The organism is Pseudomonas sp. p50(2008), assembly GCF_015351605.1.
Classification (GTDB): domain Bacteria; phylum Pseudomonadota; class Gammaproteobacteria; order Pseudomonadales; family Pseudomonadaceae; genus Aquipseudomonas.
On sequence record NZ_JACMYF010000002.1, the window covers coordinates 182,130 to 199,713 of the forward strand.

The window sequence follows — 17,584 nt, forward strand, 5'->3', positions numbered from 1 at the left end:
ACATGCCCAACTTCGCTGAACTCTTGCAACAGGGTGGCTCTCACGCCTGGCTATACTTTCCGAGTGCCATTCTGCTCGGAGCCTTGCACGGCCTGGAACCTGGCCACTCAAAAACCATGATGGCGGCCTTTATCGTGGCCATTCGTGGCTCGGTAAAACAGGCTGTATTGTTGGGCCTGGCCGCGACGCTGTCGCATACCGCTGTAGTGTGGTTGGTCGCCATTGGCGGCATGTATCTGGGCAAAGGCTTGGACGCTCAAACCACGGAGCCGTATTTCCAACTCGCGTCTGCTGCCCTGATCATTGTGATTGCGCTGTGGATGCTGTGGCGTACCTGGCGTGGCGAGCAGATGTTCAAGTTCGAGCAAGGTGATGATCACCACCACGACGAGCATGACCATGGTCATCATGATGAGACCCACCGAATTGATACTGGCCATGGCCGTGTTGAGCTGTCGATCTTCGAAGAAGGCGTGCCACCGCACTGGCGCCTGAAGACATTGACCGGACACGCCTGGGCAGCCTCAGATGTTCGCCTGATGACTACTCGTCTGGACGGCAGCACTCAATCGTTCTCTTTCGTCGAGCGCGAAGACTTCCTGGAGTCGGCACTCGATATCCCTGAACCGCATGAATTCAGTGCCCGCTTGAGCTTGGGCCATGCCGGTCATTCCCATGATTATGACCTGGAATACCTAGAGCATGATCACGGGCACGCGCATTCCGAACTGGAAGGCCTGGAGTTGTCGATTGATGGCTATCAGGATGCGCATGAGCGCGCCCATGCCAACGATATCCGCAAGCGCTTTACCAACCGTGAGGTCACCACGGGACAGATCATCATGTTCGGGTTGACGGGGGGGCTCATTCCTTGCCCTGCGGCCATCACCGTTTTGCTGCTCTGCCTTCAGGTCAAAGAAGTCGCCTTGGGTGGCGTGCTCGTCCTGTGCTTCAGCATTGGTCTGGCGCTCACATTGGTAACCGTCGGTGCAGCCGCCGCTATTGGCGCCAAGCAGGCCTCCAATCGCTGGCCTTGGATGGGCACCGTTGCGCGTCGTGCACCGTACCTGTCCAGCGTGTTGATCATCGGTGTTGGTCTGTACGTCGGCTTTCATGGCTGGATCGGCCTGAACGCATGAGGCGATGTCCGAGTGTTTGAACTCACCAGCTACGTTGGTCTGTTCCTGGCGGCATTCGGTGCCGCAACGTTACTGCCCATGCAGTCTGAAGCCGTGTTGGTCGGGATGTTGCTTTCCGACCAATACGTTGCTTCAACGCTTTTGGCGGTCGCAACTTTCGGCAACGTTCTTGGCTCTGTACTTAACTGGGTACTGGGCCGTTCTGTTGAACGATTCCGTCATAAGGGCTGGTTCCCAGTGAGCGAGAGCAAGTTAGAAAAAGCCCAGCAGTCCTATCTGCGCTACGGGCGCTGTTCACTGTTGCTGAGCTGGGTGCCCATCATTGGCGATCCGCTGACGGTAGTCGCCGGAGTCCTGCGCGAACCACTCTGGAGTTTCCTTCTGATCGTCACCCTGGCCAAGGGCGTGCGTTATCTCGTGCTGACCGCCGTCACACTGGGGTGGGCATGACGACGGCTCATACTACCCCGCTCCCCCCACTCAAGAGCCGAAGCAGTAGCCTGGATCTGATCAAGTGGCTGGCGATGCTCACAATGGTCATCGACCACTTACGATTGGTGTGGCCGGAAATGAGCAACCTGTTCATTCCGGGGAGACTTTCCTTTCCGCTGTTCTGTGTCGCCATTGCGGCCAACGTAGCGCGCTCCAAACCGGGCGAATTGCTGACGGTGGCGAATGGTCGATACCTTGCGCTGATGCTGTTGTTTGCCGCCATTTCAGAAGTGCCTTATCGCTACATCAGCACCTCGGGATCATTCAATGTGTTGGTTACCCTGGCATTGGGGCTGGTGATTGCCTGGGGGTGGCAACATCGCACTCTGTTAAGCAGCGCTATGGCGTTGATGGCCGCCGCAGTTGCCTACGGGCTGGATGATCCTCTGATGTACGGCTTCTACGGTGCACTTGTTCCAGCGGCTGGCTTAGTAGCAATAAAGAACCCCGGCGTTCTTTGGTTGCTGCCAGCGGCTCTATGCCTGTTGAGCAATACCCGCAGTAGCATCGTAACCAGGGCGTTGGACTTGGAAATCTATTCAATGCTGGCTTTGAGCACCGCATTCGCGGCCCCGTTGATCGGACTTTGGCTTCTGCGTCAGACCTTCTCCTTCAAGATCTGGCCGGTTGGGCAATGGGGCTACTGGTTCTATCCGGGGCACCTTGCCGCTCTGCAAGCCCTACGGCTCCTAGTCTGAATGTCCGACAACTAGCCTTAGCAAATCTTAGGAACTTACAATCATTTGTTGGGCCATCGGCGATGTTGATCATCGATCACGTATGGATGTTCGTGATCCGCACCTTCCTGGCCGTCGACGTGCGTGTGATCGCCCGGCAGATTCTCATGGGTGTGCTTGATAGAGTCTTGGTCATGAGCTGGACGCCAGATCACGATGCTGACCACCAGCGCACTACCTGCCACGACAGCGAGCCCAACAAACGACGCAGTGAGGCTGATGTTCGCACCCAACCATCCCGCCAATGGGTAGGTAATCAACCAGCAAGCATGGGATAGCGCAAATTGGGCGGCAAACAACGCTGGGCGATCTTCGGCATGTGCCGAGCGACGCAACAGTCGACCGCTCGGGGTTTGAGCCAAGGAGTAGCCCACCCCAAGCACCACCCACAGCGGTAGCAGGAAGTTATAGGTGGTTAGGTTGATGCCAACTGCTAAGCCTGCGAGCAATACTCCTCCACCAAACAACATGGCCGTTCGGTCTTTGATATTTTTCAACAGTCGAGGCAAGACCAGGGCCGCCACCATGGAACCGCCACCAAACGCGGCCAGCGCCAATGCCGTAGAACTCTGCGGCAGAGCGAAGCGCGACTGCACCAGCACCACCGTATTGACGATGACCATAGCACTGGCGGCCGCAACCGTAAGATTGAGAGCCAACAGCCCTCGCAAGCGAGGTGTGGCCAGAAATATGCGCATGCCACGGGTGGTTCGTTCGTAGATGCTGCGTCGTGGTATCTGCTTCGCCTTAGGCAGCAGCACTGTGGCGACTAGGGCCGCTGAGGCAAGGAACCCAATGACCGTGCCGGCGAACAGGCTATGGAAGCTGATCACCGTCAACAGTGCAGCGGCAAGCATCGGGCTCGCGACACTTTCAAGATCATAGGCCAGACGTGATAGCGACAAGGCACGGGTGTAGTCGTCTTCATCCACCAGTATGTCTGGAATGGTCGCCTGGAACGTCGGAGTGAACGCTGCCGAAGCGGACTGAAGGACGAAAATCAGCACGTAGATTTGCCAGACTTCCGTCACAAACGGAAGAGCCAGTGCGACCAGTGCTCGCACCAGATCCAGAGAGACCAGCATTGCCCGACGGGGTAAACGCTCTGCAAAAGCGGCTGCGATTGGCGCAACGCCAATGTAGGCCGTCATTTTGATCGCCAACGCCGTACCGAGCACAGCGCCCGCATTGGCACCTGCAAGGTCGAACGCTAATAGGCCTAATGCAACAGTGGCAAGACCCGTCCCAATGAGCGCAATCACTTGAGCCAAGAAGAGGTGACGGTAGGTACGGTTGGCTAGGATTTTCAGCATGAAATATCTCAAATAGCGAAGTGCGTAACCATGTGGTTACCGAACTTTCCACGAAGAGACGCAATCAGCTGGTTTCGTCTCTGTTGATTGCTGCATCCCCCCAGGGGGGATGTGGTTCGATCCTAAACCATTGACCTAGGCAGCTCAAGAGATAGGCGCTACGCCATCTATCGAATTATTGAAGTGCCGGGCCGCCCATACGGCTTGTATTGGTACTGCGCGGCGAGGCGACGTGCTGAATGTTTCGAATGCAGCATTCAAATGCTGCAACGCTGCTGGTCGGATGGATTCCCTCCCTGGGTTGTATGGCCAATTGGAACGTGTGATTATATTGTTCTAATAGGTAGGGGGGGTATGGTATGAGTCACATGAGATCAAGCAAAGACAATCTTCTTAAGCGCGTAAAGCGAATCGCTGGGCAAGTCCAGGCGATTGAGCGAGCACTCGACTCTGATGATGACTGCTCGAAAACTCTGCTTTTGGTCGCTTCTACCCGTGGCGCTATCAATGGGCTGATGGATGAAATTATCGAAGACCACGCTCGTGAACACGTCGCGAATCCGACACTCAGCAACGACGAAAGAGCGAAAGGTGTCGACGAGCTGCTCGAAGCCATTCGCCGCTATTCCAAATAGGATTTGCCCAGATGAGTAATTCGTACGCCGAGTATTCCCACGACCATATGTTCCTTGGGAAATCACATGAAGAAAACGCCAAGCGAACCTTGTGGGTGGTGGCCCTGACCGTCGTAATGATGGTTGCTGAAATCACCGCAGGTTATCTCACTGGCTCAATGGCGTTGCTTGCTGATGGTTTTCACATGGCAACGCATGCAGGAGCACTGGGCATAGCCGCAGCTGCTTACGCTTACGCGAAAAGACATGCCTCAAGTGCTCGCTACAGTTTTGGAACTGGCAAGGTGGGAGACTTGGGTGGCTTCGCTTCTGCTCTGATTTTGGGACTGGTTTCCTTGGGAATTGCTGGAGAGTCGCTGTTTCGTCTCTTTCAACCGACTCAAGTGCAATTCGGGACAGCGACTCTAATCGCAATTGTCGGACTAGCAGTGAATGTGGTGAGCGCGCTTTTGCTGTCTGGCGGTCATGATCATCACCATGGGCATGACCACGGCCACGATGAGTCTCACCATGCGCATGGTCACGACAATAATTTGCGCTCTGCATACGTTCACGTCATTGCAGATGCACTGACTTCGGTTCTGGCCATCGCAGCCCTTCTTGCTGGTCGATACCTTGGTTGGGTATGGCTCGACCCTGCAATGGGGATTGTGGGTGCCGTTGTGATTGCACGCTGGGCTTGGTCGTTGATGAGGGTGACTTCGGGTGTATTGCTCGACCAGACAGATGATCATGTCGCTGAAGAGATTCGTGAACTGGTTGAGCGACCGGGAGATGCTTCGATCATTGATCTTCATGTCTGGCAGGTGGGGCCGCAAGCCCGCGCCGCGATTGTGAGTGTTCTGGGCAGCCCAGCAGTCAATGCAGAAAACATACGAGAGCGGCTTGCGACGGTTCATGAGATCACTCATCTGACAGTTGAGTTCCGCACGAAGTTGGGTGCTGACTCACCTGATCAGATCGCTGTTCTGGCTTAGCAATGAACCCGCAGCACGCATAAGTTCGACGAGGAATTGAACAATGGCCAAGGACATCGAAAATCCCTGTATTTCTGTTTGCCAGCTGAACAGCGAACTGTGCGTTAGCTGCGGTCGCACCAAGGAAGACATCAGAAAATGGAAACGAATGAAGCGTCCAGAAAAAATGGCCGCTGTACAACGCGCGACCCTGCGTCTGAAGAGCCTTCAAAAAAAGAACTCTTAAGCCACCGTCATTTACGTTTTCTACTGTTTCAGCCGAGACAGATGTCCTGATTCAGGAAGGCAAGCTGAGGGGGGCAACGCCATCTCCGAACTTAACACTATCGCGATCAGCTGCGCAGTGCTTGTCAGCATGCTGAGGATAGGGTCATCTCAAATTGTTATTGAGGACTGCGGTTCGGGGTTGTCTGATTAGGCACAAGCATGCCTTTACGACGGCTGTTGATCGTCTTTAGCCATGGCTTGAGAATGAAATCGAAGGAGCATGTCCCGCTGCATGGTCATGAACGCTGACCATGCTGTGACGGGAGGGATGGGGTGGGATTAGTTTTGAGGGTACTCAGCAATGACCTGATCTGTGCCAGCTTTGGTCAGGCCGATTATCTGGTAGGCCTCATGCACTCCGTCGACTTCCATTCCTGGAGAACCAGGTGGCATGCCGGGAGCAGCGATCCCGAGAAGGTCGTCGCGTTTACTCATCGCAATTATTTGCTCAGCTGGCACGTGGCCTTCAACAAACTTCCCGTTGATCATCGCGGTGTGACAAGACGAGAGTCGTGGAGCGACACCCAGATCTTGTTTGAGAGCACTCATGTTGGTTTCTTCATGATCGATGACGGTGAAGCCATTGGCCTCAAGATGCTGAATCCATTTTTTGCAACATCCGCAGTTTGCATCACGATGCACATCGATGGTGAGGGCCTGCGCCGCTTGAGCCGTTGAGCCAATGAACAGCGCGGCGAATGTTGCGATACGCAGAGATCGACTTGAAAGTCGGAAGCTACCTGTCATGAATATTTCCTTTTCCCTTGGAGACGGCGAGATGTTCTACGAAGCAATAGAACCCCACTCAAGCGTTCATGCCGCTGCAAAGGTTACATTGAAGGATCTACTCTAGAGTCGGGGAGCTAACTCCCCGATCATTAGAATTCGTAGGGCTAGTGATCAAATCGCTTAGAACCACATCCGAATACCAGCTACAAATCGGGCCTCGTTTGTTTTTTCCCCATCATCGCTGGCCAGGTCAGCCGTCTTACCGTATGAGCGATTCCAGCTAACACCAATGTAGGGGGCGAATTGACGAGTAATTTCGTAGCGCAACCGCAGGCCTAGTTCGGTGTTGGCCAATCCAGATCCTATGCCGCGCTGAGGATCATTTTTTCCGTACAAGTTTACTTCGGCGGTCGGCTGCAAGATCAGGCGATTGGTCAACAGGATGTCGTAATCGCCTTCAAATCGAGCAGCGGTTTGACCGTTCTCACCAATATAAGCAGTCGCTTCAGCTTCAAAGTTATAGAGGGCCATGCCCTGAATACCGAGCGCTCCCCAGGTTTGAGGTGACCCGGGTTTGAAATCTTGTCGAATACCGGTGACGACATCCCACCATGGACCGATGGCGTGTCCCCACAGAGCCTGAAGTTCAGCGTTTTCGGTTACGCCATTTGTACGTTCGCCTTCCGAACGCAACCAGAGGCGGTCGACGTCACCGCCGATCCACCCTTTTGCATCCCAAGCCAGCGCACTGCCGTTGTCAGCGTCTTGGTACTCAAATTTATCCAGGAGGATGAACGAGTTAATTTTTTTATCGTGCACACCATGGCCTGGTACGTCTGGAAAAGCGGCGGCCCGGTCAGCGTCGGTAAGTACGGGGATCGGGGTTCGGCTTGTGGTAGTCGCCCCTCCATCCATGCTTTCCATACCGTCCATTTGCCCGTTATCCATGCTCATCTTGCTGTGATCCATCGCCCCCATCTTGCTATGGTCCATGGCTCCCATTGAGCCGTGGTCCATCTTGGAGTGATCCATCGCGGCATCTTTCGCTTTGGCTGGTTTGGATTTTTGTGCAATTGATGGCTTTGCGTCCGCACTTGATGGCATCGCCATCGACGGATCCATCTCTTCAGCGGCTTGAGCCATAAAAAAGAATGCTGGACCGGTGGAGACTGCAAGTGCCATCAGCGTTGGGCGTAAAAACTTACTGGTCATGATCTCAATCTGCCTTTTTGGTTTTTTGGTCATGATCCATCGACTCATGGCTCATCTTGCTATGGTCCATTGACCCGTGATCTAGCTTCGAATCGTTTGCCGCTGCTGGCTTGTCCGTTGCTGTAGCAGGAACAGTGGTTGAATGATCGCTGCCATTTTCCTCTGCCAGCACCGTGGACGAGAGTCCACTCAGCAGGACAGCGGCAAAGAGGCAATCCACGAGGGAATTACGATTTAGGTATGTGCTCACAGATCGTCTCCTTTACTCATCAACCCGTACTTCACGGAACATGCCCATTTCCATATGGAAAAGCAGGTGGCAGTGATATGCCCAGCGGCCTAAGGCATCAGCGGTGACTCGATAGCTGCGTTTGGTACCTGGTGGCATATCAATCGTGTGCTTGCGCACCATGAACTTGCCGTTCTCATCCTCGAGGTCACTCCACATGCCGTGAAGGTGGATGGGGTGGGTCATCATGGTGTCGTTCACCAAGGTGATGCGCAGACGCTCGCCATACTTCAGGCGCAGTGGTTCGGCGTCAGAGAATTTGATGCCGTTGAACGACCACGAAAACTTCTCCATGTGACCGGTCAGGTGAAGCTCGATGGTGCGATTTGGCTCGCGGCCGTCAGGATCTTGGAAAGTGCTTTTCAAGTCGGAGTAAGTGAGCACTCGACGACCATTGTTCCGCAAGCCTATGCCAGGATCGTTCAGCTTTGGCGTTGGACTCATGGCTTGCATGTCAACCAAGGGATTGTTGGTTTCAGAGGCTGGGTGAGTCTGCATTCCTCCACCCATACCTCCCATGCCAGCCATCCCTGACATATCACCACTGCCCATTCCTGCCATCTTGCTGTGGTCCATGCCAGCCATGTTGGACATGTCGCCTTTGTCCATGCCAGCCATCTTGCTGTGATCCATACCAGCCATGTTAGTCATGTCACCGCTGTCCATGCCGGTCATCCCGGTCATGTCACCTTGGTTCATCCCTGCCATCTTGCTGTGGTCCATGCCGGCCATGTCGCCGCCGCCCATTCCACCCGAGCTGCCATGGTCCATACCAGCCATACCGCCCATCCCCATGTCATCCATAGTTACTATAGGACGTGGGTCAATTGCAGGTATCGGTGCCTTTAGGCCGTCACGCACTGCAAGTGTTCCGCTAGCGTAACCTGTGCGATCCATAGACTGAGCGAAGATGGTGTACGCCTCATCAGTAGCAGTCTCCACAATAACGTCATATGTTTCAGCTACCGCAATACGAAACTCGTCGACGCTCACCGGCTTGACATGTTGACCGTCTGCGGCAACCACGGTCATCTTCAACCCAGGAATGCGGACGTCGAAATAGCTCATGGCCGAGCCGTTGATAAAGCGCAGACGGAGTTTCTCGCCCGGTTTGAAAATACCAGTCCAGTTACCGTTGGGTGCCTGGCCATTCATGAGATAGGTATAGGTATCCGCGCTGACATCGCCGAGGTCAGTAGGACTCATGTTCATCTCAGCCCACATCTTTCGATCTGCTACCGTCGAAGACCAACCTTTGCTGCTGACATCGTCTATGAAGTCTCCGACGGTGCGCTTGTGATGGTTGTAATAGCCCGATTGTTTCTTGAGTTTCGCCATAACGTGGCTGGGATCTTCGTCGGTCCAGTCAGTCAACATCACCACGTAGTCGCGATCGTATTGAAACGGTTCAGGTTCTTTCGAATCGATGACGATTGGACCGTAAACGCCTGCCTGCTCCTGCAAACCCGAGTGGCTGTGATACCAGTAGGTTCCGTTCTGATGAAGCTTGAATTTGTATTCGTACATGCCATCGGGTGCGATGCCATGGAAGCTCAAGCCAGGCACACCGTCCATGTTGGCGGGTAAGATGATCCCGTGCCAATGGATTGATGTGTCTTGGTCTAGACGGTTTTTTACACGCAGAGTGACGGTCTCACCCTCACGCCAACGCAGCAACGGTCCGGGCAATGATCCGTTGATGGTCATAGCTGTGCGAGGCGAGCCTGTGATGTTTACAGGGCTTTCACCAATAAACAGATCAAATTCGTTACCGGAGAGTACGCTCGGCATACCAGGACTTGTCACCGCCCATACAGGAGTGCGCCAAAGGCCAAGGCCGCCGAGAATGCCACCAGCGGCCAAGCCTTTCACGAATGTCCGCCTAGAGGTTTTGGAGTGCATGCCGTTATGTCCAATCAGTCAAAAGGGAAGCCGCGCGAAACAACAAATGAATTGTCTGGATGAGACTCACTCACCGTTACAAAAGACGAACTCAAACGGTAAGCGAGCTCAGAAATTGCCACATTTAAACCACCACAGTGATTACATTTCTGTCAGCTTGTGAGCGTAGCTCAAATATTTAGCAATTTTTGTGGTCCATCGCCCTGGCTTTGCTTTCCGCGACAGGAGGCTGGGAATTTTTCGTTTGGGCTACTTGGTACGATTCCATCGAGTTACTCCTGGCCGCTTCCATACGTTCGAAAGTGCGGTCACCTCCGCCTTCAGCCATAGCAAAAGAAGATACGGTCAGAGCAGCGATGACGAACAAGGTTTTGATAGGGTTCATTTGGGTTTCCTCTGATAGATGGTAGCCCCTGAATCCACAACAAAGTTGTTGATGCTCAGGGAAGAGCTTAAGGCTCAATAGGACTATAAGACTGATTCCCTGTCAGGCAGCTTAGGCCAATATTACAGTTGTGTCAGGTTCCGATATTTCTCTTGAGCTGCGATGTACTTAATCCGTATGGTCTATCCATTGTCGGAATTCGCTGAAATCAAGCTCCTAAAATTTAGCCGTTCGGTGTTCTGTGCTTTCGGTCACTTTCACAGGGCTTGACGTTTTTTGAATTTGCACCGGAGTTATAAGCCGACTCAGACGCGCCACATTCAACACATAAGTGTTTGATATAGGTGAAAATGGGAAATAGTAGCGTGACGGAAGGTGGCCGCTTGTGAGCATTAATTTTGAAAAAGCGCTTGGCTCCGCAGAAAGAGCGTTAGTTTATCGCAGCCAAAGAGCTGAGGTACTTAGCAATAATATCGCTAACGCTGATACTCCTAACTTTAAGGCTAGAGATTTGGAGTTTTCTGCTGTGCTCGCCAGCCAGACAAAACGAGGCTTGGATTCTCCGTTCTCTTTGAAAACAACAAACCTAAAACATATTGCCGCAAACGAATTAGCAAGTGATGGTCAAGGTGATGGTTTGCTTTACAGCACGCCTTACCAACCGTCACTTGATCAAAATACTGTGGATGCACAGCTTGAAGTGGCAAAGTTTACTGATAACGAAATTCATTTTGAAAGCGCTTTTAATAGATTAAACGGAGCATTTAAGGGGCTGCTTAAAGCTCTGCGAGGTGATTAGTAAAATTTACCCAACAATGAAATCAGCGCCTTAAGCGCTGATTTGCGATGGGAAACCGAGTGATTCGACAGCTTTACGAACTTGCTCTGGGTTTTCGCTACTTTCAACTTTTACCTTACCTGCCGCGCGATCCACGGAAACTTTAGCCTCGCTGTCCAACGACTGAATCGCTTTAGTGATTTTGCTGACGCAGCTACCGCAACCAATGCCTGATACGTTTAAGACGAACATGGTTATTCCTCTTGTGCTGAGCGGTCTCTTTTCACCGCGATTACAGCATCAACGTTGACACCGCGGTAAGGTCAAGAGTTATGTTTTGTGGGGTGCGAGCAACGGTTGCGCTCAAGCTATATGGGTATTCCTCAGTCTCAAAGCATTGAAAACTACTGACGCAGAACTGACGCTCATGGCTAACGCAGCGATCATTGGCGACAGAAGGTGCCCCGTCAGCGGATAGAGTAGGCCTGCGGCCAAGGGAATACCCATTGAGTTGTAAAGGAAGGCGAAACCCAAGTTTTGCCGCATGTTTTTTACTGTCGCAACCGAAAGTGCCCGTGCCCGTAAAATCCCCATCAGGTCGCCTTTTACCAGCGTGAGCTGAGCGCTATTCATCGCGACATCAGTCCCTGTACCCATGGCAATGCCCACATCTGCACGCGCCAAGGCCGGTGCGTCGTTGATACCGTCGCCGGCCATGGCAACCTTTCGACCGTATCGCTGGAGGTCCGCCACCAGGCGCTCTTTGTCCTGAGGTTTGACTTCTCCATGAACCTCTTCAATACCCATCTCCTTGGCGACAGCACGTGCGGTGGTGAGCCCGTCTCCGGTGGCCATGATGATTTTTACGTTATCAGCTTTAAGCTTGGTGACTGCTTCTTTGGAGGTCGGTTTTATCGGATCTGAGACCGCCAGTAATCCTGCCAGAACCCCGTCAACTGCTAGATAGATTATGCTGATGCCTTCAAGGCGCAACAACTCTGCACGGTACTGTAAGACCTTGGTGCTTACACCGGCAGCGTCCATCAGCGCTGTGTTGCCCAGCTGTACTTTCTTGCCATCAACAAGGCCACTGACTCCAATCCCAGACCCGGACTCAAACGATTCAGGCTTGGTGAGCGCGATATTTTCAGTTCGGGCGTGATCGACGATGGCGTGCGCCAAAGGATGTTCGCTGCCTTGATCAAGGCTAGCGGCCAGTTGAAGAACATCGTGTGGGTTAAAATCTGGTGTGGCCTCCACACTGTGAAATTCCGGCCGTCCCTCTGTCAGGGTCCCCGTTTTATCGACAATCAGCGTGTCGATCTTGCAAAGGTTTTCAATAGCACTGGCGTCCCTGAACAGCACTCCCATACTGGCCGCTTTACCGGTCGAAACCATGATCGACATGGGCGTTGCAAGACCAAGTGCACAGGGGCAAGCGATGATAAGTACGGCGACAGCATTGATCAGGCCGAAGACCCAGCTGGGTTCCGGGCCGAATAGTCCCCAACCTAAGAATGTCAGCAACGCAATCGCGATAACCCCCATCACAAAGTAGCCGGCGATCGAGTCGGCCATTCTTTGCATTGGCGCTTTGGAGCGTTGGGCTAGAGCGACCATTTGCACTATCTGAGACAGCATGGTGTCGGCGCCGACCTTTTGCGCCTCCATCACCAAGCTCCCGTGAGTATTAAGCGTGGCGCCGATCAAACTATCCCCTGGCCTTTTCATTACCGGCACAGGTTCACCAGTGAGCATGGACTCATCCACCGCACTTTCTCCCTCGAGCACAGAGCCATCAACTGGCACCTTTTCACCAGGTCTGACCCGCAAATGGTCGCCCAAGTGAACATGGGTAAGAGGAATGTCTTCCTCCTGACCATCGGCGTTGATCTTGCGTGCAGTTTTGGGAGATAGGCCTAGAAGGGACTTAATGGCGGCGGAGGTTTGTGACCGTGCTTTTAGCTCAAGAATCTGCCCAAGCAAGGTGAGCGAGATGATGACTGCAGCGGCTTCGAAGTAAACGCCGATGCGTCCATCTTGCATGAAGGTGGTGGGAAAACTTTGGGGAAAGAGGGTTGCTGCGACGCTGTAAAGATAAGCTGCGGAAGTACCCAAACCTATCAGAGTCCACATATTTGGACTGCGATTTCTAACAGATGCTATGCCCCTTACAAAAAAGGGCCACCCTGCCCATAAGGTGACCGGTGTCGCAAGAGCAAACTCGATCCAGTTTTGAACCGAGCCATGGAAGAGTTGTAATGAATGGCCCGCCATGGCTAGAACGGTCACTATCACGGTTAAAGGCAGAGACCACCAAAAGCGGCGCGCGAAATCACGGAGCTCGGTTTTGTCATCGTCATCTAGCGCCGGAATGACAGGTTCTAATGTCATGCCACATTTTGGGCAATTGCCGGGCCCTGGCTGTTTTATTTCCGGGTGCATCGGGCAGGTAAATTCAGTGGCTACTTGGACCGCGGGCTCTGTAGCCGCGATGCTGGGTTCAGTGCTGGGATGAATACCACTGTAGTGCTCTGGAGCTGCCCGAAATTTCTCTTGGCATTTTTGGCTGCAAAACTGATAAATCTGTCCCTGATAAGACTCGCCAAATTTACTTGGAGGCGTAATCGTCATGCCGCACACCGGGTCACGTAGATCAGCGTCAGGGGGCGAGGCAGCGTGGGTAGGACCGTGATCGTGGTGGCTCGGTTTATTGGGCATAGCTATTTCTCTTCCTTGTTGGCTTGCGCCTGATTGCCATGGTCATGTACGCCATGTCCATGCCCAAAAAAATGCATCAATGGACAGATCAACAGAATGAGATAGGGCAAATATGGATAAACGTGGCTGAAATGCTCCCGCACCACGTAGAAGGCGCCGATCACAATGAACATAATCAGTACAACGCCTGTTTTGCGCGTCCAAAATGGGGTGGTGATGCTTCCAGCCGGATGCTGATGGTTATTCATGATCTAGACCCCAGTGTGTGAGCGAGTTGCTCTGATGTCTGCCTCAGAGCGTAGCCAACTCTTGAGGAGACGCGGGTTTAGCGGTCAGTTCAGGCTCAGTTCAGGTCAAATTGACCGACCATCCCAGACTGGTAATGACCTGGCACGTTACAGGCAAATTGAAGTCCAGTTGTATTGTTGAAGGTCCAGATCAATTCCTTTGTTGCTCCTGGCTCGATCAGCATGCTGTTCGGGTCGTTGTGTTCCATTCCAACCATCTTCATCCCTCCCATGCTGTGACCCATGCTGCCCGTCATTTTCCCTGACCCGGTGGGTGTAAGCGTTCCATTCTGGAACATGCTCGCCATTTCTTTTTGGTGCGCGGCATGAGCGGCGGCTTGGCCGATATTGAATTCGTGCAGCAGTGCGCCCTTATTACGAAGGACAAAACGAATAGTCTCACCAGGCTTCACATCGATGTTTTTAGGCATGAAGAAAATATCACCCATCTCCACATCTACCGTACGGGTCACCGCAGAGGCGACGCCAGGCTGGCCGATGTCCTCTTTGCCATGACCTACGTCTGCCATGGCCGTCGCACCGAAGAATAAGGTGATCGCCGCAATAACTGGGGTAACGAGCTTAGCTTTCATGATGACCTCAAGAGCAAATGGAAAACACTAGCTATGCTAAAAGGATAGAGCTGCCAGCTAACTGACGTGAACACTACATTTCTGTCAGTTTCCAAGAGTAGTGCGGCGCGCATATGACGCCGTACCAACCGAGCGGATCAAACAGCCCATCGGAGGTACCCGGTTACTGATGGTTCTCAGAAAGCATCAGTTTGTGTTCGCGCTGCATTTGGTTCAAAACGTCATCAACCATAGCGTCGTGCTTTTCCATCCAGGAAAGATGTTCCTGAGGCGACATTGATGCTTTTGGGTGATCCTGATGGAGTTGGTTCATGATCTCGCCCAGCAGTTTCATATGCTCGGCCATGTGTACATGGCGCTCTCCCTCTGGGGCTTTTTCAGCTTGCACCAAGGTCGCTTCTGCTTTGTCGCGTAGGCTTTCCATACGCTCCGCAATCCGATCTGCGCCACCTTCAGCCAAAGCAGACGCTGAGATGAGTATCGAACCCACAAAGATAAGGATTTTTAGATGATTCATGAGGAAGCTCCTTTTTGATCTGTTTTCCGGCTCCCCCAAGGTTTCATGCGGAGGCGTCGGTCGAGTACTAGGGAGTACTCATGCTCGAACCCTAGACAGCACTCGCTGACATCTACCTGAAGCCAATATTACTTTTCTGTCAGTTGCTGGTTGGCAGAAGCATTTCCTTGCAGACTCATCATCACAATCATTCGAGAGCCACCCCCATGAGACTTCTGGTTGCGGAAGACGAACCCAAAATAGGCATTTATTTGCAGCAAGGTCTTGCTGAGGCAGGGTTCAATGTTGATCGCTTTACCAATGGTAAGGAGGCGCTTCAACACGCGTTGAGCGAGGCTTATGACCTGCTGATTCTCGATGTGATGATGCCTGGGCTGGACGGATGGGAAGTACTTCAGAAGGTGCGGGCATCCGGAAAAAATGTCCCCGTGCTTTTTCTCACGGCGCGAGACCGCGTCGAGGATCGCGTCAAAGGACTTGAGCTGGGGGCAGACGATTACCTCATAAAACCCTTCGCTTTTTCTGAATTGCTTGCCCGCGTCAGAACGCTGCTGCGAAGAGGGAGTACAGCCCCCTCCCAAACTCATATGAAATTGGCTGATCTTGAGGTTGACCTGCTCAAGCGCAGGGTTGTCCGTGGAGGCAAACGTATAGATCTCACGGCCAAAGAGTTTGCGTTACTCGAATTGCTGCTCCGTCGTCGAGGTGAGGTGCTGCCTAAGTCGCTTATCGCTTCCCAGGTGTGGGACATGAACTTCGACAGCGATACGAACGTCATCGAGGTCGCCGTAAGGCGGCTCAGAGCAAAGATTGATGATGATTTTGAGGTCAAGCTTATCCACACCTCCCGAGGCATGGGCTACATGCTAGATGCGCCGGATTCTGGGACGGGGCTGGAATGAAGCGAATGTCTCTGACTACCCGCATGAGCCTGATGTTCATGCTAGCTGTAACGGCGGTGCTCACCGTCGCTGGACTCAGTTTTAACAGCCTTAGCCGGCATCATTTCAAAATGCTAGATCAGCAGGCGCTAAACGAGAAGCTACACTCGACCCAAAGAATTTTGACGGGATTGAGTAGCATTGACCAGTTCAGTGATGTTAAGCCTGAGTTGGAGGCGCTGCTGGGTGCTCACCGAGATTTGACAGCCCTGATCTTCGATGGTCACGGCAAGACCCTTTTTGCTGATCCAGGTCCAATCGATATTCCTGAAGACTTTCGCACGACCTCAAACAACAACGTTTGGGAGTGGCGTGATGATGAGCAAACGTTCCGGGGAATAACGGCGCAGGCGATTGTGACGGGACAAGAAAAACCGCTGACCGTTATGTTGATCTTTGACGTTACGCAACATATGGCGTTCTTTGAGACGCTTGAACGCTGGTTTTTGATAGGGTTGTTTATAAGCGCGCTGGTCAGTGCGGCGCTGGGCTGGATGGTCGCGAGCAGTGGACTAAGACCTATTCGCCAGGTTACTCAAGTCGCTGCGTCAATGTCTGCTAAATCGCTCAAAGAACGGATTCCTTTAGCGGCCGTTCCTAAAGAGCTTCAGCAGATGGTGCTTTCTTTTAATGCAATGTTATCTAGACTTGACGATGCATTTGTTCGCTTATCAAACTTCTCTGCGGACATTGCTCACGAACTACGAACACCAGTCAGCAATTTGATGACACACACCGAAGTGGTGCTTTCTCGAAAAAGGAATATTGAGGATTACGAAGACAACTTGTATTCGAATCTTGATGACCTGAAGCGTATGGGGCGGATGATCGATGACATGCTTTTTCTAGCGAAATCAGATAATGGTCTGATTACTCATGAAAACAAACCGATAGACTTGGTAGCGCTAGTAGAGAAATTACTCGAGTACTACCGCTTGTTGGCTGATGAGCAAGGCATCGACCTTAAGGTGACAGGGAGAGGCAGCGTCCGAGGTGACGTTCTTATGCTCGACAGGGCTATCTCTAATCTGCTCTCGAATGCCCTCCGGTACACCCCCGCAGGGAAATGTATCAGTGTCGATATAAGACAGGAAGGGACGTCAATCTCTATCTCCGTGGAAAACCCTGGAGAACCTATCGCTCCTGAGCACCTTGAAAAACTGTTTGATCGATTTTATCGAGTGGACCCCGCTCGTAGAGAAGGAAACCCAAGTAATGCGGGGCTAGGCTTATCAATCACTCGATCAATCATAGAGTCACACGACGGCAAGATATGGTGCACGTCGTCAGCTGGAAAAACAGCTTTTCATATACAACTCCCTTGTGCGAGTGCAGAAAATGCCTAATCAACAACCCCATATACACCCGAGCAGCTATGTGGTCTTGCGAACGGTTTTCACGGTGTGAACGTCGCAAAACGGAAGCCCATTTTAACCATCTTTTCAAGAAATTCAGCGTCCCAAAGCAGGTCCAAGCTGACTGAAATGTAATCGAATAGTTTGCGTTCGTGTGGCATCGTGTACTTGCGCTGTGACGTTGGAATTCTTGTGATTATTCCTGTCCAGGTCGCCCTAGAACACGGAATCTGCTAGGTAGCTCGCCAGTGTTTTTAATAAGCGTAAAAGTAATAACTAGATACTCATCAAAAACCTAGAACCAACAGCTTTTGC

General features: G+C 52.5%; 20 protein-coding genes. 9 read left to right on the top strand and 11 right to left on the bottom strand.

Annotated elements, in window-relative coordinates:
- Nucleotides 1-2 precede the first annotated feature (2 nt).
- Genes H7698_RS05905 through H7698_RS05915 form a run of 3 tightly spaced genes read left to right on the top strand, consistent with a single transcriptional unit; the run spans nucleotide 3 to nucleotide 2,329 of the window.
- Entirely contained in the window at nucleotides 3-1,139 is a 1,137-nt protein-coding gene (locus H7698_RS05905; RefSeq protein WP_052909678.1) for a nickel/cobalt efflux protein RcnA, read from the top strand.
- A gap of 12 nt (nucleotides 1,140-1,151) precedes the next feature.
- Nucleotides 1,152-1,589, top strand: coding sequence for a YqaA family protein (locus H7698_RS05910; protein WP_017341655.1), 438 nt, complete (start codon nucleotides 1,152-1,154; stop codon nucleotides 1,587-1,589).
- Nucleotides 1,586-2,329 (top strand): TraX family protein, encoded by a 744-nt coding sequence (locus tag H7698_RS05915; RefSeq protein ID WP_017341654.1) that lies wholly within the window; start codon nucleotides 1,586-1,588, stop codon nucleotides 2,327-2,329. The genes H7698_RS05910 and H7698_RS05915 overlap by 4 nt, the downstream gene beginning before the upstream one ends.
- 41 nt (nucleotides 2,330-2,370) lie before the next feature.
- On the opposite strand, the gene H7698_RS05920 is transcribed toward H7698_RS05915, so the two are convergent.
- Nucleotides 2,371-3,681: an MFS transporter gene (locus H7698_RS05920; protein WP_017341653.1), complete on the bottom strand. Its 1,311-nt coding sequence runs from the start codon at nucleotides 3,679-3,681 to the stop codon at nucleotides 2,371-2,373.
- A 359-nt stretch (nucleotides 3,682-4,040) separates the two neighbouring features.
- On the opposite strand from H7698_RS05920, the gene H7698_RS05925 reads away from it, so the two are divergent.
- Genes H7698_RS05925 through H7698_RS05935 form a run of 3 tightly spaced genes read left to right on the top strand, consistent with a single transcriptional unit; the run spans nucleotide 4,041 to nucleotide 5,519 of the window.
- Complete coding sequence (locus H7698_RS05925; RefSeq protein WP_017341652.1) at nucleotides 4,041-4,316, top strand: metal/formaldehyde-sensitive transcriptional repressor; 276 nt, start codon at nucleotides 4,041-4,043, stop codon at nucleotides 4,314-4,316.
- 11 nt (nucleotides 4,317-4,327) lie between these two features.
- Nucleotides 4,328-5,293, top strand: coding sequence for a CDF family Co(II)/Ni(II) efflux transporter DmeF (gene dmeF, locus H7698_RS05930; protein WP_017341651.1), 966 nt, complete (start codon nucleotides 4,328-4,330; stop codon nucleotides 5,291-5,293).
- Between the two features lie 43 nt (nucleotides 5,294-5,336).
- Nucleotides 5,337-5,519 (top strand): DUF1289 domain-containing protein, encoded by a 183-nt coding sequence (locus H7698_RS05935; protein ID WP_017341650.1) that lies wholly within the window; start codon nucleotides 5,337-5,339, stop codon nucleotides 5,517-5,519.
- Between the two features lie 320 nt (nucleotides 5,520-5,839).
- Here H7698_RS05935 and H7698_RS05940 read toward each other — a convergent pair whose 3' ends face one another.
- The 5 genes from H7698_RS05940 to H7698_RS05960 all read right to left on the bottom strand — a co-directional run bounded on the left by H7698_RS05940 (nucleotide 5,840) and on the right by H7698_RS05960 (nucleotide 10,077).
- The gene (locus H7698_RS05940; RefSeq protein WP_017341649.1) at nucleotides 5,840-6,307 is read right to left on the bottom strand and encodes a DUF411 domain-containing protein; all 468 of its coding nucleotides are present in this window, start codon (nucleotides 6,305-6,307) and stop codon (nucleotides 5,840-5,842) included.
- Between the two features lie 162 nt (nucleotides 6,308-6,469).
- Nucleotides 6,470-7,534 (bottom strand): copper resistance protein B, encoded by a 1,065-nt coding sequence (locus H7698_RS05945; protein WP_017341648.1) that lies wholly within the window; start codon nucleotides 7,532-7,534, stop codon nucleotides 6,470-6,472.
- Nucleotides 7,506-7,751, bottom strand: coding sequence for a hypothetical protein (locus H7698_RS05950; protein WP_130205476.1), 246 nt, complete (start codon nucleotides 7,749-7,751; stop codon nucleotides 7,506-7,508). Before H7698_RS05950 ends, H7698_RS05945 begins: the two co-directional genes overlap by 29 nt.
- Nucleotides 7,752-7,763: 12 nt before the next feature.
- On the bottom strand, nucleotides 7,764-9,692 hold the full coding sequence (locus H7698_RS05955) for a copper resistance system multicopper oxidase (protein WP_017341646.1): 1,929 nt from the start codon (nucleotides 9,690-9,692) through the stop codon (nucleotides 7,764-7,766).
- A 178-nt stretch (nucleotides 9,693-9,870) separates the two neighbouring features.
- On the bottom strand, nucleotides 9,871-10,077 hold the full coding sequence (locus H7698_RS05960; RefSeq protein ID WP_017341645.1) for a co-regulatory protein PtrA N-terminal domain-containing protein: 207 nt from the start codon (nucleotides 10,075-10,077) through the stop codon (nucleotides 9,871-9,873).
- A gap of 385 nt (nucleotides 10,078-10,462) precedes the next feature.
- Between H7698_RS05960 and flgB the strand changes: the two genes are divergently transcribed.
- A complete protein-coding gene (gene flgB / locus H7698_RS05965) occupies nucleotides 10,463-10,876 on the top strand; it encodes a flagellar basal body rod protein FlgB (RefSeq protein WP_017341644.1) in 414 nt (137 codons plus the stop codon).
- 30 nt (nucleotides 10,877-10,906) lie between these two features.
- Here the strand turns inward: flgB and H7698_RS05970 are convergent, their stop codons facing one another.
- The 5 genes from H7698_RS05970 to H7698_RS05990 form a co-directional block, all read right to left on the bottom strand.
- Complete coding sequence (locus H7698_RS05970; protein ID WP_017341643.1) at nucleotides 10,907-11,107, bottom strand: heavy-metal-associated domain-containing protein; 201 nt, start codon at nucleotides 11,105-11,107, stop codon at nucleotides 10,907-10,909.
- Nucleotides 11,108-11,218: 111 nt separating this feature from the next.
- Nucleotides 11,219-13,576: a heavy metal translocating P-type ATPase gene (locus H7698_RS05975; RefSeq protein WP_080995098.1), complete on the bottom strand. Its 2,358-nt coding sequence runs from the start codon at nucleotides 13,574-13,576 to the stop codon at nucleotides 11,219-11,221.
- Nucleotides 13,577-13,578: 2 nt separating this feature from the next.
- Nucleotides 13,579-13,824, bottom strand: coding sequence for a DUF2933 domain-containing protein (locus tag H7698_RS05980; RefSeq protein ID WP_017341641.1), 246 nt, complete (start codon nucleotides 13,822-13,824; stop codon nucleotides 13,579-13,581).
- Between the two features lie 95 nt (nucleotides 13,825-13,919).
- Nucleotides 13,920-14,456 carry a cupredoxin domain-containing protein gene (locus tag H7698_RS05985; RefSeq protein WP_017341640.1) on the bottom strand — a complete coding sequence of 179 codons (537 nt, stop codon included), beginning with the start codon at nucleotides 14,454-14,456 and terminating at the stop codon, nucleotides 13,920-13,922.
- Between the two features lie 163 nt (nucleotides 14,457-14,619).
- Complete coding sequence (locus H7698_RS05990) at nucleotides 14,620-14,973, bottom strand: co-regulatory protein PtrA N-terminal domain-containing protein (RefSeq protein WP_017341639.1); 354 nt, start codon at nucleotides 14,971-14,973, stop codon at nucleotides 14,620-14,622.
- A 206-nt stretch (nucleotides 14,974-15,179) separates the two neighbouring features.
- Between H7698_RS05990 and H7698_RS05995 the strand changes: the two genes are divergently transcribed.
- Entirely contained in the window at nucleotides 15,180-15,875 is a 696-nt protein-coding gene (locus H7698_RS05995) for a heavy metal response regulator transcription factor (RefSeq protein ID WP_017341638.1), read from the top strand.
- Nucleotides 15,872-17,260, top strand: a complete 1,389-nt coding sequence (copS, locus tag H7698_RS06000; RefSeq protein ID WP_031319189.1) for a copper resistance membrane spanning protein CopS — start codon at nucleotides 15,872-15,874, stop codon at nucleotides 17,258-17,260. Before H7698_RS05995 ends, copS begins: the two co-directional genes overlap by 4 nt.
- Nucleotides 17,261-17,584: the final 324 nt, after the last annotated feature.

Excerpts from the sequence above, each read along its gene's own strand:
- H7698_RS05905 (WP_052909678.1), top strand. The coding sequence starts at position 3 with ATGCCCAACTTCGCTGAACTCTTGCAACAGGGTGGCTCTCACGCCTGG.
- H7698_RS05915 (WP_017341654.1), top strand. The coding sequence starts at position 1,586 with ATGACGACGGCTCATACTACCCCGCTCCCCCCACTCAAGAGCCGAAGC.
- H7698_RS05920 (WP_017341653.1), bottom strand. The coding sequence starts at position 3,681 with ATGCTGAAAATCCTAGCCAACCGTACCTACCGTCACCTCTTCTTGGCT.
- H7698_RS05925 (WP_017341652.1), top strand. The coding sequence starts at position 4,041 with ATGAGTCACATGAGATCAAGCAAAGACAATCTTCTTAAGCGCGTAAAG.
- dmeF (WP_017341651.1), top strand. The coding sequence starts at position 4,328 with ATGAGTAATTCGTACGCCGAGTATTCCCACGACCATATGTTCCTTGGG.
- H7698_RS05935 (WP_017341650.1), top strand. The coding sequence starts at position 5,337 with ATGGCCAAGGACATCGAAAATCCCTGTATTTCTGTTTGCCAGCTGAAC.
- H7698_RS05940 (WP_017341649.1), bottom strand. The coding sequence starts at position 6,307 with ATGACAGGTAGCTTCCGACTTTCAAGTCGATCTCTGCGTATCGCAACA.
- H7698_RS05945 (WP_017341648.1), bottom strand. The coding sequence starts at position 7,534 with ATGACCAAAAAACCAAAAAGGCAGATTGAGATCATGACCAGTAAGTTT.
- H7698_RS05955 (WP_017341646.1), bottom strand. The coding sequence starts at position 9,692 with ATGCACTCCAAAACCTCTAGGCGGACATTCGTGAAAGGCTTGGCCGCT.
- H7698_RS05960 (WP_017341645.1), bottom strand. The coding sequence starts at position 10,077 with ATGAACCCTATCAAAACCTTGTTCGTCATCGCTGCTCTGACCGTATCT.
- H7698_RS05970 (WP_017341643.1), bottom strand. The coding sequence starts at position 11,107 with ATGTTCGTCTTAAACGTATCAGGCATTGGTTGCGGTAGCTGCGTCAGC.
- H7698_RS05975 (WP_080995098.1), bottom strand. The coding sequence starts at position 13,576 with ATGCCCAATAAACCGAGCCACCACGATCACGGTCCTACCCACGCTGCC.
- H7698_RS05980 (WP_017341641.1), bottom strand. The coding sequence starts at position 13,824 with ATGAATAACCATCAGCATCCGGCTGGAAGCATCACCACCCCATTTTGG.
- H7698_RS05985 (WP_017341640.1), bottom strand. The coding sequence starts at position 14,456 with ATGAAAGCTAAGCTCGTTACCCCAGTTATTGCGGCGATCACCTTATTC.
- H7698_RS05990 (WP_017341639.1), bottom strand. The coding sequence starts at position 14,973 with ATGAATCATCTAAAAATCCTTATCTTTGTGGGTTCGATACTCATCTCA.
- H7698_RS05995 (WP_017341638.1), top strand. The coding sequence starts at position 15,180 with ATGAGACTTCTGGTTGCGGAAGACGAACCCAAAATAGGCATTTATTTG.
- copS (WP_031319189.1), top strand. The coding sequence starts at position 15,872 with ATGAAGCGAATGTCTCTGACTACCCGCATGAGCCTGATGTTCATGCTA.